Source organism: Bradyrhizobium sp. ma5, assembly GCF_042258955.1.
Taxonomy (GTDB): domain Bacteria; phylum Pseudomonadota; class Alphaproteobacteria; order Rhizobiales; family Xanthobacteraceae; genus Bradyrhizobium.
The window spans coordinates 1906264-1919418 of the sequence record NZ_CP170156.1 but is presented as its reverse complement, the minus strand read 5'-3'; the positions used below and the strand labels follow the sequence as shown (position 1 = coordinate 1919418).

At 61.4% G+C, this 13155-nt stretch carries 12 protein-coding genes and 2 pseudogenes; 6 read left to right on the top strand and 8 right to left on the bottom strand.

Annotated features, from left to right (window positions below):
* Positions 1 to 81: 81 nt before the first annotated feature.
* The 4 genes and pseudogenes from ACE103_RS08960 to ehuB form a co-directional block, all read right to left on the bottom strand.
* On the bottom strand, positions 82 to 441 hold the full coding sequence (locus tag ACE103_RS08960; protein WP_375779123.1) for a hypothetical protein: 360 nt from the start codon (positions 439 to 441) through the stop codon (positions 82 to 84).
* Positions 442 to 633: 192 nt separating this feature from the next.
* Positions 634 to 981: pseudogene (tnpB, locus tag ACE103_RS08955) on the bottom strand (IS66 family insertion sequence element accessory protein TnpB).
* Positions 978 to 1424: a transposase gene (locus ACE103_RS08950; protein WP_375779122.1), complete on the bottom strand. Its 447-nt coding sequence runs from the start codon at positions 1422 to 1424 to the stop codon at positions 978 to 980. The pseudogene tnpB (ACE103_RS08955) and the gene ACE103_RS08950 overlap by 4 nt, the downstream one beginning before the upstream one ends.
* Before the next feature lie 313 nt (positions 1425 to 1737).
* On the bottom strand, positions 1738 to 2616 hold the full coding sequence (gene ehuB, locus ACE103_RS08945) for an ectoine/hydroxyectoine ABC transporter substrate-binding protein EhuB (protein ID WP_375781056.1): 879 nt from the start codon (positions 2614 to 2616) through the stop codon (positions 1738 to 1740).
* A gap of 364 nt (positions 2617 to 2980) precedes the next feature.
* Here ehuB and ACE103_RS08940 point away from each other — a divergent pair, with 364 nt between their 5' ends.
* The 6 genes and pseudogenes from ACE103_RS08940 to ACE103_RS08915 form a co-directional block, all read left to right on the top strand.
* Positions 2981 to 3211 carry a hypothetical protein gene (locus tag ACE103_RS08940; protein ID WP_375779121.1) on the top strand — a complete coding sequence of 77 codons (231 nt, stop codon included), beginning with the start codon at positions 2981 to 2983 and terminating at the stop codon, positions 3209 to 3211.
* Between the two features lie 1411 nt (positions 3212 to 4622).
* Positions 4623 to 5024, top strand: a complete 402-nt coding sequence (locus ACE103_RS08935; RefSeq protein ID WP_375779120.1) for a transposase — start codon at positions 4623 to 4625, stop codon at positions 5022 to 5024.
* A gap of 139 nt (positions 5025 to 5163) precedes the next feature.
* Positions 5164 to 6681: an ISNCY family transposase gene (locus tag ACE103_RS08930; RefSeq protein WP_375779029.1), complete on the top strand. Its 1518-nt coding sequence runs from the start codon at positions 5164 to 5166 to the stop codon at positions 6679 to 6681.
* A gap of 237 nt (positions 6682 to 6918) precedes the next feature.
* Positions 6919 to 7191 (top strand): IS66 family insertion sequence element accessory protein TnpB, encoded by a 273-nt coding sequence (tnpB, locus tag ACE103_RS08925; RefSeq protein WP_375779119.1) that lies wholly within the window; start codon positions 6919 to 6921, stop codon positions 7189 to 7191.
* 47 nt (positions 7192 to 7238) lie between these two features.
* Positions 7239 to 8891, top strand: a complete 1653-nt coding sequence (locus ACE103_RS08920) for an IS66 family transposase (RefSeq protein ID WP_375779118.1) — start codon at positions 7239 to 7241, stop codon at positions 8889 to 8891.
* Between the two features lie 93 nt (positions 8892 to 8984).
* Positions 8985 to 9230: pseudogene (locus ACE103_RS08915) on the top strand (transposase domain-containing protein); the annotation flags it as partial.
* 202 nt (positions 9231 to 9432) lie between these two features.
* Here ACE103_RS08915 and istB read toward each other — a convergent pair.
* The 4 genes from istB to ACE103_RS08895 form a co-directional block, all read right to left on the bottom strand.
* The gene (gene istB / locus ACE103_RS08910; RefSeq protein WP_375781038.1) at positions 9433 to 10209 is read right to left on the bottom strand and encodes an IS21-like element helper ATPase IstB; all 777 of its coding nucleotides are present in this window, start codon (positions 10207 to 10209) and stop codon (positions 9433 to 9435) included.
* A 17-nt stretch (positions 10210 to 10226) separates the two neighbouring features.
* A complete protein-coding gene (gene istA, locus ACE103_RS08905) occupies positions 10227 to 11777 on the bottom strand; it encodes an IS21 family transposase (RefSeq protein ID WP_375781039.1) in 1551 nt (516 codons plus the stop codon).
* Between the two features lie 554 nt (positions 11778 to 12331).
* Positions 12332 to 12904 carry a transposase gene (locus ACE103_RS08900; RefSeq protein ID WP_375779117.1) on the bottom strand — a complete coding sequence of 191 codons (573 nt, stop codon included), beginning with the start codon at positions 12902 to 12904 and terminating at the stop codon, positions 12332 to 12334.
* Positions 12905 to 12959: 55 nt separating this feature from the next.
* The gene (locus ACE103_RS08895; protein ID WP_375781055.1) at positions 12960 to 13100 is read right to left on the bottom strand and encodes a hypothetical protein; all 141 of its coding nucleotides are present in this window, start codon (positions 13098 to 13100) and stop codon (positions 12960 to 12962) included.
* Positions 13101 to 13155: the final 55 nt, after the last annotated feature.

Here is a 13155-nt window from a genome sequence, read left to right as displayed (position 1 = left end):
AGCTGGAGGTCATAGAGGCTCCTGAGCCACCAAGCCGCGCTTCACCCAGCCGGCAAGCGTCGACCGGTCGAGATGGACGCCCTAGCCGGCCAGAATCTGCACCTGTCGGCACAGCGGCAGATACCAGGCGAACTTCCAGAGCACCACGTGGCTCACGAGTGCGGTCGAAGGCCATGCCGCTCTCGATGAGGCGCGGCAGCACCTGCTGACGTCCTCGCCGAACTTGTGGAGCTGACCTCGGCAGCACGGGCAGGCGGTTGCATCCGGCTCCAACACCTGCACAGCGCGGTAGGTGCTTTGGAAGCGCCCCGATGTTGCGGCGCGCCTTTTTGCGCGGTTACCGGATGGCTTCGCCACAGCCACATCGTTGGCGGGCGCAGGCAGCGTAGCGTCGGCCTCAAGACCGCCCAGCTCGAGCGCAAGCTGCTCGTCCACGAGCACCGCAAGCGCTCCGAGCGCTTCCGAAGATCAACTCCTTGAGCGTCTGCATTGCTACGCGCAGCTTCTCGTTCTTAGTCAAGCGCGAGCACCATCTCGCCCGGAGCCGCCATGATCGGTCGGGAGAACGTCGGGACGAATCGCCATGATCAGACGGTACATCCGCGCGACCCGCTCCAGCGAAATCCTCACCCCTCAGCCGACAATGGTCGGCTGCTTCACAGGCTTGGGCGACACGCGTCCACTCCAGCCCGTCGGGCAGCCTGCAGCTGCGTCGCACTGAGATGCACAACACCGTCGCGGATCGGCGGCCAAGTGAAACATCCTTGGTGCAACCACTTCGTTCCCAGCACCATGCCGCTGCCGTCCCACGCCAGAAGGTTCACTCCGTCAGCGCTTGCTGCGGAACACGAAGACGTCGCCGCAATATGGGTTCGCACGCAGTGCTTCACTCACCAGCACCGACGGCGTGTGCACTGACTTGCGAAAGTCGACCGGCGGGGCTGCCGTTACCACCTTGAGGTCAGACCGTAGCGCAATCACCGGATCCCTCGAAGCGCCGCCAGCACCGTCGCCAGGTCCACGCCCGGCTCGACCCGGATGCGCGACCCCTTCATCTCGATCTCGACCACTCCACAGACCTTGGTCGGCGGCGCGGCAATCTGCAAGGGCTTCATCCGTAGCGGCGAAATACACTCGTCAGCTCTCCCGCCATCGCCCTCGGCACCAATTTGGATCGGCACGAAGTTCTGGGCTTTGCCGGCCACCGCCGCCGCTACTTGGCGTCGCCACACTGTGAGCAGTCCGCGGGAATCGCCATTGCGCCGCGCCACCTCGGAGATGTTCGCCCCCTCCTCAAAGCTCTCCGCCCCGATCCGGGCCTTCTCCTCGCTCGTCCACCGTCGCCGCCGGCGCTCCCCGGTGATCATCTCGACGCGACGATAAGAGTCAACTTCCTGCCTGGCATCTAGCATGGCAGTTGCCATTGCTTCACCTCCGCCATCGGCTCATGCTAGGCTGTATCCCAAGCGAACCGCGCGATGACGAGGTGGAGGCCTCATGCCGGTTACCGTTGACGCTCTTGTCTGATTGCAGACTCGGGCATCGAGCAATTCGACGATCATTCCATCGTTGGTGCCGCGGTCGGCGAAGCATCGATCAATTGACACACAAGAAGCTAGCGATCGATACAGCTCCAGAGCCTATGGAGAGCACCATGCCCTCTTACATTCCTCTGCGTCTTATCTTTCGCATAAACGCGATCGCCGAGGAAGCGTGGAACATTCGGCAAGGATCTTTTTAGCGGTATTTTTGTCCGCAGAGGTCGCGTGTCGTAATGCCATGTGGCGCAACGTCCGCGGCAGTAAATCCGTATTTTGTCAGGACTTTATCGACGGTACCGTCTGCTATTCGCTTGGTGAAATTCTCGTTATAGAGGTCGCGCAGGGCTACGTCTTCGAGCCTGAATGCCATAGCGATATAGACGGTAGCTTCATGACCGTGTTCGACATAACCAGTGAACGGCATCGCCCTCTCCAAGCCCTTTACGTTCGGATCGCTAAGGTACGCAATGAGAGTGCCGGATGATGCAGCTATAGCATCAACTCGACCACTGTAGATCGCAGAGAGAAGAGTTGGCGCATCGCCAGGGAACTGCTGAATTTGCGATTTCAATACGCCAGCCTTGAGGGCATTGTCGTTGCTCGTACTGCCCCGCCCGGTCGCCAGCTGAATCTTGGGGTTCGCCGCGATATCCGCAAAGCTGTGAATGTTAAGCGGATTACCCTTCTTCACGATGAGTGCATCCCTAATGGCGAGGTCGGGCTCGCTAAACGTAACTTGTTCACAACGAGTTGGAGTTATCCCTAATCCGGTAGCGATCACATCGAAGCGATGGCTCATAAGTCCGGGGATCAGCGCCCCCCATTCCACAACGACAAAATCGACCTTCTTGACGCCGGCGGGGCCGAGCACAGTCCTGAGCATGTCAGGGTGAACTCCAGCGACCTCACCTGTGTCGGTCTTGAATCCCCACGGTGGTTGATTGAAAATCCCAATCGTGGTGCGTCCCTCCTGCATGATGCGATCCGTGAGCGTTTCGGAATAAGCTCTCTGCGGACTGGTAGCTGTGGACGCGAAGCAGATGGCGGCTGAGACAAGGAGCTTCCGCAGGGACATCATGTTCGATTCGTTCTTGGAAAGGTGAGCTCACGCTAACGATTTCGCCGAGGGCACTACCGGCGCAACGGCAGGTCGAGTCATGCACGTATACCAAGTATATCTTAATCGAGGTTGAAATGTCCAGTCCGGCTTCCTCCTCGCCTGCGATGTCCGGTCTGAGGCCGGCAACTGACCATTTTTGACTAGAGTTTTCGCTGCCGAATCCCCCTCGGTTGGGAGGGGCGACGGACAATGAAGACGCTCGAAGTTTTGGGACGCCCAGAAGGCGTTCATCCTGGAGTAGGGCAACGATGCGTTGCGGTTGCGGAAATCTGCCGCATTGTCAAGATCAGCCAGGCGACCCGCACTAAGCGAAGAGCCGATGACGAGCAAGATGCTCCTCTTCCAGACCGCTGGGAAAAGCTCGTTGACCGCGCTGGCGTGGTCGATCGGCGAGTATTGGTGGGCGCACAAGCAGACGTCCGAGCCGGCGTCGTCCATGAGCTTCAGGATGGGCAGCGGCGTGTTCACGCCGGTGACCGACTGCGGCTATGGCGATCCGGACTGTGCTGGCTGCCGATGTTTTCAACGCGCTCGCAGGAGGCGAGCATAAGGCATGAATGCGGTGCTGACATTCTAAGCGATGCTTGGGACCCGCATCGCGGATTGGTTGAAATTCATCGAAGGAGAGCCTCTTAGCGCGGGATTTGAGCGTTGATACGGCGCTCGTTGCATCAATCAACATGAAGACGGTGTTAAAGTAGCAAGCAAGTTTCGTTACAGTCAGTGAGCGGGGATCCAAAAGTCGCATGCTAGGAGAGGTACGATGACCGATCACCAGCCGGCCGTCCTCGAGGCGCTAGACTGCTCTGGAGACGCAGCTCCCATGCGGGTGTCAGCCACACAGCCGATGCTTCATCCGCCTCTTACGGTGCGTTCTAAGAAGCAGTCCATTGTCAAAAATGCGATTCTGGCGAGAATTTCTCTGCAAGACCTCGCCGCAATAGGGGAGTGCCTTGAGCTTCGTCTCAGTCCGCATTCTCAACACCGGAACCGGTGAGCTAGCAGATTCGTCAAGGTGCTCTGCCTCAATGATTTCGGCGCGGGGTGCTCATTCTTCCGTAACGGTTGCGCGCTCAATGTGGAGAGCAGTTTGGAGGTTCTTTGTGAAAATGGAGAGCGCTTACCTGGGCCCTATGTGAGGGGCGATCTTGCGTCCATGCGGCGACCTGCCGGGGTGACCCTCGTCATACACTTAGGATTTCGCGCGGCAGGCGCCGTCGGTCCGGTCCTGTCGACACCCGGTAGATCCATACTTGAATTTCAGCTACAAAAATGCGCCCAAACCGCTTTCGCTAGGAGCAAAGCCGGCTCCCCGTTTCGGTATAGCGAAAAGTGCTCCAAGTGCCTTCGGGGGAGCCGAATGAGCCAGCCGGATCGTCGGCGTTAGCGCCCTGGTAGGGGTCTCCCCTCCAGCGGTCCTCCGGCGGCGGCCGCCTTGTGTAGTTTGTCCGTCTTTCTGAGGATGTGAACCTTAAGTCTAGCTTTAAGGTCACGCAGCGAATGCAGGTGAAGGTACTGGGCGCCGAGCGTCGGCGCCGATGGAGTTACACGAGAAGGTTCGTCTGGTCGAAGAGACCTTGCAAGCTGGTGAGACTGTTTGTGGGGTTCGCGCCGGTATGGAGTGGCTCCGAGCCTAACTGTTTACTTGGCGTCGGCAGGCGCCCAGGACTGCTTATGTGGCGGGACGTGCCGGCTCTTGTTCCTGTCGAGATCGCTTCAGCGCCAGCTCCGACATTGATGGAGGTGCCGCAATCGTCGTCTTCGCCTCCTGGGCAGCGCGCAAGGGCCGGAATCATCGAGATCGAGCTAGGCGGCTGTCGCGTGCGCGTTAACGCGCTTCATCGATGACGGCCGCATCGAACTCGACAACAATACCGTCGAACGTATCCCTCCATTGAGGGCCGCCTTGTTTGACGGACGCGAGCGCTGCAGGTCCTAGGGGTAATCCTAGGAGAAGCGCTATGACGATTTCGCGGGCAGAGGTGATCACAACGGTCGAGCGGCGGCGTCGGTGGTCACAGGATGAGAAGGAACGGCTAGTTGCAGCATCGCTCGAGCCCGGAGCCACTGTTTCCGAGGTGGCTCGCATGGCCGGCCTTCATGTGAGCCAGCTGTTCAGGTGGCGCAAAGAGCTTTGCAAGCACAGTGAAACGAGTGTAGCGCCGTTGGTGCCGGTCGAGATTGGGCCGTCTGTGCCGCCGCGGGATGTGGCCGAAGCGCCATTGACGACGGCGACGGCGCGTCGACGGAGGAGCCAGGGCATCATCGAGATTGATCTCGGTAGCGGACACCGCATCCGGGTCGACGGTGACGTTGATGGAGACGCGCTGCGGCGAGTTCTCGATGCCCTGGTGCGCCGATGATCCCGGTTCCGACAGGCGCGCGAGTGCGCGGCGGCGATCAGGGTGAGACGCCGCATTGCGCCGCCTGAAATGTTCCTGAATGCTGGGCCGTTGCCTCACGTAATTTGCTCCCCAGTGGAATGGGACTGCGGGGGCGATAATGAGGCAACTGAGCATGGCGACTCGAAGAGAACTGACGGCCGCTGTGGGGCAGCGCTACAGGGAGGCGAGCCGCGCGGAGAAGGTGCGAATTCTCGACGAGTTTGTGGTTGTGACGGGCTTCCATCGAAAGCATGCGATGCGCCTGCTCCGAGGCGATATCGGGCAATCCTCGGTTCGGCGCACCCGTCGCCGGATTTACGAGGAAGCTGAACGAAATGCGCTGGTAGTTCTTTGGGAGGCCTCGGACCGGATTTGCGGCAAGAGACTGAAAGCGCTGCTGCCGCTCCTGATCGAGTCGATGGAACGGAACGGCCACATGGGCCTGGCGCCTGAAATCCGCGCGAAACTGTTGACGATGAGCGCGTCCACGATCGACCGGGCGCTGGGCAAGATCCGACAGGAGGACGGGCGCCAGCGCTGTCGGCCGGTGGCAAGCACGTTGCGACGGAGCATCCCGGTACGGACGTCGGCCGACTGGGATGATCCGGCGCCGGGCTTTGTCGAAGCCGATTTGGTTGCCCACAGCGGACCCTCGGCGCGCGGCAGTTTTATCCAGACGCTGGTGCTTACGGATATTGCCACCGGTTGGACGGAGTGTGCGCCGCTGCTGGTGCGCGAGCAAACGCTCCTGAGCACCGTGTTGACAGAACTTCGGCGACAGCTGCCGTTTTTGCTCCAGGGCATCGATACCGATAATGATTCCGTGTTCATAAACGAGACGCTGAAAGCGTATTGCGAGCAGGCGAACATTGTCTTCACCCGTTGCCGGCCTTACCGCAAGAACGACCAGGCGTTTGTCGAACAGAAGAACGGAGCCGTGGTCCGACGGATGGTCGGTTATCGGCGGTTTGAGGGGCTCGAGGCGGCTGCGTTGCTCGCAGAACTCTATCGCTCAGTGCGCCTGTTCGTGAACTTCTTCCAGCCGTCGTTCAAGCTGATCGGAAAACAGCGCGATGGCGCACGCGTGCGTAAATCTTACAGCGCACCAGCGACACCGCATCAAAGGCTGGCAACCGACCGACGCACCCCCGATGCGGTTCGGGACCGACTGCAGGAAATCTGCGCCAACTTGGACCCGGTCGCGTTGCTGCGCGACATCCGGGCCGCGCAGCAACGTCTGGCCGACCTCGCCGATGTGAAGCCGGCGGGTGGTTCGATTGCTGCTGCGGCACCGCCGATCGACCTGTTCCTCGCCAGCTTGCGAACGGCGTGGAAAGAGGGCCGCTCTCGACCGACGGACCGGCCGATCCTCAAAGTGAAGCGAGGTCGCCGTCGCCCTGATCCGCTCGTTCAGGCGACCCCACAGCTGCAGGAGTGGTTCAAGGCCGAGCCGTGGCGAACCGGCGCCGAGCTCCTGACGAGGTTACAGGCGAAATATCCGGGCGCGTACCCGGACAAGCTGCTGCGAACGCTTCAGCGCCGCCTCAAATCCTGGCGCAGCGAGCAGGCAAGCGCGCTGCTGTTTGGATCGGCGGATCATGCGGCGCAGATCGACGCGACACAGGTCGTACGGTGACCGCGCCCGCCCTCCGGTACGGGGGAGGCCGGTCGTTGCGCAACCCCGACCAGCTCCACGACCGGCCTCCCCCGTACCGACCGTCCGTCCTCTGGGGAGCAAAATAAATGAGGCAACAATCGCGCCTTCGGGAACATTCCTCCATGAGGCAATACGCCGCTCTCATCCTGATCGTCGCGCTATACGCGAGTGTGGCTCGCGACAGGCTACACGGATATGCGCAGAGGCTTTCCGTCGTTGGCACTCCAAGTGCAGGAGGTGTTGCGCAAAGACCCGCTGGGCGGTCATCTGTTCGTCTTCCGCGGTCGCCGCAGCGATCTTGTGAAGATGATCTGGCACGATGGCCAGGGAGCATGCCTGTTTACCAAAAGACTCGAGAGAGGAAGGTTCATCTGGCCATCGGTTGCCGGTGAATCGGTAACGATCTCTGCGGCGCAATTGAGCTATCTGTTGTCCGGGATCGATTGGCGCAACCCTCAAGAAACCCGGCGTCCGACGCGGGTCGGTTAGTCGTTTTACAGGTTTGAATCTGCTGCTTGATCTGATTCAATGGCTTCATGATATCAAAGCCGGACGATCTTCCATCGGACCTTGTCAGTGCCCTGGCGGCGCTGCAGGCCGAGCGTGAGGCGCGGCTGCGAGCTGAGGCGGTGGCTGCCAGTGCGCGGGCGGAGCTGTCGGACAACGAGGCGCTGGTCGCGCATCTAGAGCTGCGGATCAAGAAGCTCAAACGCGAACTGTACGGGCAGCGCTCCGAGCGCACGGCGCGGCTGCTCGAGCAGTTGGAACTGGAGCTCGAAGACCTCGTCGCCACGGCGAGCGAGGATGAGCTTGCCGCGCAGGCCGCAGCGGCGAAGACGCAGAACGTCCGCCCCTTCACGCGCAAGCGGCCGGTGCGCAAGCCCTGGCCGGACGACATCGAACACGAGCGCGTCGTCATTGACGCTCCGACGAGCTGCGCCTGTTGCGGCGGATCGCGGCTGGCGAAGGTCGGCGAGGATGTGACCAAGACGCTGGAGGAGATCCCGCGTCGCTTCAAGGTCATCGAGACAGTGCGCGAGAAGTTCACCTGCCGCGATTGCGAGAAGATCAGCCAGCCGCCTGCGCCGTTCCATGCCACGCCGCGCGGCTTCATCGGCCCACAATTGCTGGCGACGATCCTGTTCGACAAGTTCGGCATGCATATCCCGCTCAACCGCCAGAGTGCGCGCTTTAAGGCCGAGAGGATCGATTTGCCGCTGTCGACGCTGGCCGACCAGGTCGGCCACGGGACCTTCGCCGTCATGCCGCTCTTCCACTTGATCGAACGCCATATGCTCGCTGCTGAGCGCCTTCATGGCGATGACACCACCATCCGTATCCTGGCGAAGGGCAAGTGCACGACCGGGCGGATCTGGACTTATGTGCGGGATGACCGGCCCTTTGCCGGGCCTGCGCCGCCGGCGGCGGTCTATTACGCCTCGAGCGATCGACGAGGCGAGCATCCCCAGAAGCATCTGGCCGCCTTCGCCGGTATCCTGCAAGCCGACTGCTACAACGGCTTCGAGCCGCTGTTCGACCCGCAGAAGAAGGTGCTGCCGATTACGCCGGCGTTCTGCTTCGCCCATGCGCGGCGGGGCTTCTTCGAGCTGGCCGACATCGAGAAGAGCGCCCGGGAAGGCCACAAGGGCAAACCGGTCTCTCCGATCGCGCTGGAGGCGGTCAGACGCCTCGATGCGTTGTTCGAGATCGAGCGCGCCATTAACGGCCGCGGCGCCGACGAGCGGCGCGCCGTGCGCCAGGAAAAGAGCAAGCCGCTTCTCGAGGACATGCACGCCTGGTTGCTGCATGAGCGCGAAACCCTCTCGCGCTCCTCCGAGGTCCTGAAGCCTATGAATTACATGCTCAGGCGCTGGGACGACTTCGCCCGCTTCCTCGACGATGGCAGGATCTGCTTGACCAACAATTGTGCTGAGCGCGCATTGAGAGGCATCGCATTGGGAAGGCGCAACTGGACCTTCGCCGGCAGCCAGCGTGGCGCCGACCGTGCCGCCATCATGCTGACGATGATCACGACCTGTCGCCTCAACGACGTCGATCCCAAGGCCTGGCTCGCCGACGTCCTCGCCCGTATCGCCGATCTTCCCGCATCGCGTCTGCACGAACTGCTGCCCTGGGAATGGAAGCTCCTGCGCAAAGCCGACAAACCCACAGATCAGCAGGCCGCCTGACCCTCACGCAACGCCCAGCCATCATAGAACTCGCCGCTCTCACGCGCATGTGCCAATCTGGCGGCCTTCGTCGTGCTTCGTCGTATGCGTACCGTCGAACGATCAATCCCTGGTATCAAGCTCAGTCGCAAGAACGCGCTGTTTGCCGTATCCGACGGTGGTGCCGAACACTGGGCTGTCGTCGCGTCCCTGGTCGAGACTTGCAAGCTCAACGACGTAGATCCGCTCGCTTATCTCACCGACGTCCTGACCAGGATCGTCAACGGGCATCCAAACCGCGACATCGACCAGCTACTGCCCTGGGCCTACCGCACTCCAGCCCTGAAAGCCGTGGCCTGAGAACGACGCTCTGATGTCCGCGGTCAAGAATTAGAACGCAGAGCATTGTCCGATCGTCGATCGGGCTGTTCATAGAGATTGTCGTGCATAGGTTGCGTATTTCGCAAAAACGGGACAGCGGTTTCGCTAACTGACGGACAGCAGTTTCGCTAAATCGCGGACAGCGTGGCGGCGCTGGCTTTTGGTTGCCTGGTTGTTGAAGTCAGTTGGTATTCGTTTCGCTGTTTTCGACGTCGGTCAAGGGGCGCGCAGCTTTTTTCCTTCGCATGCTGTCGCCTTCGAGGGCGATACGGTGGGAGTTGTGGATGATCCGGTCGAGGATAGCATCTGCGATGGTTGGCTCGCCGATCATGTCGTGCCATTGGGCAACGGGCAGCTGAGCGGTAATCAAGGTCGATTTGCGCCTGTAGCGCTCTTCGAAGATTTCGAGGAGATCAAGGCGCTGCTGGTCATTGAGGGTGTGGGTGCCCCAATCGTCGAGGATGAGCAACTGGACACGTGCGAGCTTATCGATGAGGCGCGGGAAGCGACCATCGAGACGGGCCATGGCGAGGTCTTCGAACAGGCGCGGCATACGCAAATAGAGGACGGAATGATCGAGCCTGGCCGCCTGGCGTCCGAAGGCGCACGCCAGCCAAGTTTTGCCAGTCCCGGTCAGGCCGGTGATGATGAAGTTCTCATGGGCTTTCAGCCAGGCGCCTTGCGCCAGCTGCAGGGTGTTGCGCCGGTCAAGACCGCGGCGGGACGCGAAGTCGACGTCTTCGATACAGGCGTCGATGAAGCGCAGCTTGGCTGCGGCCAGCCGATTGGTCAGGCGCCGGTCGGCGCGCATGGCGGCTTCGCGATCGAGCATCAGGCCGAGCCACTCGTCGCGGCTGAGATCGGCGGCATTGTCCTGTTCGGCCAATTGCCGGTAGGCGGCCGCCATTCCGGCAAGGCCGAGCGCCTGCATCTGGTCGAGGGTCGGGTGGGTCAGCATCGCGATGGTCCTTTCCTTCATTGATAATAGCCCCCACCACGGATGTTGGCGTGCGAGGGGGTGGCTTTGACGGGGGCGGCAGCAGGGCTCGCGCGGTCGAGCCCGGATTTGAGGATCGCGCTCACCGAGGAGTAGCTGATCGCGTTGATGACGAGTGCCCGCTCGCAAGCTGCTTCGAGCCGATCGCGCTCGTAGCGCCGCGCCAGGGCGATGATCCCCATGGCGGAGCGATAACCCTGCTCGGGATGCGGGCGCTCACGCATCATCCGCTCGACCAGCGTGGCGGCGTTGACGCCGATCCGCGCTGCCATCTTGATCAAGCTCGCCGGCGTCATATTGGCGTAACGCTGATGGGCCTTGGGCATGTGCTCGTTCACGGTGACATGGCCGCTGCGCTGAGAGCGGCGCACATGGCTGGCAACACGCGTGTGATCCTGGAAGATCTCGACGGCTCGATAGGTGAGCCGGACGTCCACCCGACGGCCGATCAGCCGGTGCGGCACCGAGTAAAAGGTCTTGTCGACTTCGACGTGATAATCGGGGTGGACCTTCGCCGTTTTCCATTCGGCGTATTCGAACGGCTCGCCCGGCAACGGCGTCAACGCAGCGCGCTCGATCTCCTCGAACAGCTGCCGGCGGGATTTGCCGATATGGCGCATCGGCCGATGGTTCAGCTCCTCCAGCAAACCGGCGATCGCAGTATTGAGATCGGTCAGGTTGAAGAACCGCCGATGGCGCAGCCGTGCCAGAATCCAGCGCTCAACAATCAGCACCGCGCCTTCAACCTTGCCCTTGTCGCGCGGCTTGCGGCTGCGGGTCGGCAAAATCGTCGTGTCGTAGTGCTCGGCCATGGCGGCAAAGGTTTGGTTGAGCGTCGGCTCGAACCACAACGCCTTGACGACCCCGGCCTTCAGATTGTCGCAGACGATCGCCCTGGGAACTCCGCCGAAGTACGACAAGGCCCGGGTCTGGCCTTCGATCCAATCTGGTAGTCGCTGACCGAAGCTCCCCATAGCGAAGGTCAGCGACGAGGCCCCGAGCACCGCGACAAATATCTGCGCCTGACGGATCTCGCCGGTTTGCGGATCGATCACCTCCACCGTCGGACCCGCATAGTCGGTCTGCATCACTGCACCCGCCGCGTGGCGATGACGGAAGGTCGGGTTCGCCCGGCGCCGATAGGCGTCAAACTTCTCGCAGAACCACGTGTAACCATAGCCGTCGGGATGCGCCGTCCGGTATTCCTGCCACAGCAGCGTCAGCGTCACGCCCTTGCGCTTGAGCTCCTGCGCCACCCGTGGCCACTCAGGCTCGCTCAAGTCCTGCGGGGGCCGCCCGACCCGCCGGAACAAGGCTCGCTGCAAGGCCGCCTCGCTCTCGTAAATCGGCGGCAGCGGCCAGCTCAAACCCGCTTCACGCGCTCGCAGCAGGTAGGTGGCAACCGAACTCTTGCTGATCTGCAGCCGTTCCGAGATCTCCCGAACCGACAGGTCCTGCTCGTACGTCAGCCTCAGGATCGATCGTAGGTCCTTCACAGTGGTTCGTTTCGCTTGCTTCCGTCTCGGCATTGCCCCTCTCAAACTCACAGCTTGAGAGAGAACATTGCCTGAACGGCGCTCCCGAAAACCAACCTCCCGCAACTGTCCGCGATTTAGCGGAATCCCTGTCCCGGAATTACTGAAATCGCTGTCCGCGAATTACCGAAATTGCTGTCCGGAAATTGCCGAAACACGCACATAGGTGGAGGCGGAGCCGAAGCACGTCGGTGATCAAGCTCTGATGCGCGGATTGGCTACCGCATTCCCGATTGTGCGTCCGAGGTCTTCTCCTATCTTACTGTGGGCGTCGCCGTTCTTGCCGGCCACAAAGCGTCTGACAGGCATTCCCTCTGCCGTGGTCCCCCCTCCCCCATGCACGATGATAAGAAGGGCGCCCCGTCAGGCTGTCTGCACTTGCCAGGCAACCGCCCACATGAACCGACCAGTTCACGGGCGATAGCGGTGCAGACCACCGTCATTCGTTTGCCGCGGTAGCGTCTTGATCTTGGGTATACCAAGCATATGTTGTTTTAAGCTGCAGCGATCGCCAGAATTCGATTGGGCGCTAGTCCCAAACCAAAAGTTCACGGCAATTGAACCTTCGCAGGCGAGTTGTAAGAGCAGAAGCGTTCGACCTGATTGAGCCAGGATGAACTGGTTGGCGTTAGGTGGACGTGCCAGCGCGGCCTCTTGGCCAGCCAGTTGCGGATCAACGGTGTCTTGTGGGTTGCGTAATTGTCCATGACGAGTCGGACGTCCAGATCGTCTGGAACAGCGGCTTCGATCGCATCAAGAGACTTGCGGAACTCTTGGCACGATGGCGTCCATAGCATTTGCCAATGACCCGGCCCGTTGCGATGTCGAGGACGGCAAACAGCGATGTGACGCCATGGCGTTGTAGTCGTGAAACGGCGCGCCGGTTGGCCAGGTCGCATGGGCTGGCTGCGGTCCAGCGCCTGAATTTGCGACTTCTCATAGACACACAGTACGATGGCGGGCTCGGGCGGAATTACGTAAGGGCCGACGATGTCGCGAACCTTGGCGACGAAGTCGGGATCGGTTGAGAGCTTGAAGGTCTCCAACCGATGCGGCTGCAGGCCGAAGACGCGCCATATCCGCTGTGCTGTTGCGAATGACAGCCCGCTGGCCCGCGCCATGCTGGCGAACTCCAGTGGGTGGCGTCGGGAGGCTGGGTCTCAAGGGGGCGGATGATCACCGCTTCGATCCGGGCATCCTCAATAGTGCGCGGCGTCCCGATCGCGACTCGTCCCAAAGACCTTCAAGCCGATGCTCGACGAAGCGCAGCCGCCACTTGCCGACCGAGTCGGGATCGACAGCCAGACGGGCCGCCACGACTTTGCTCTGCTTGCCCTCAGCGCAGGCCAGGACGATCCGAGCCCGCAGTACC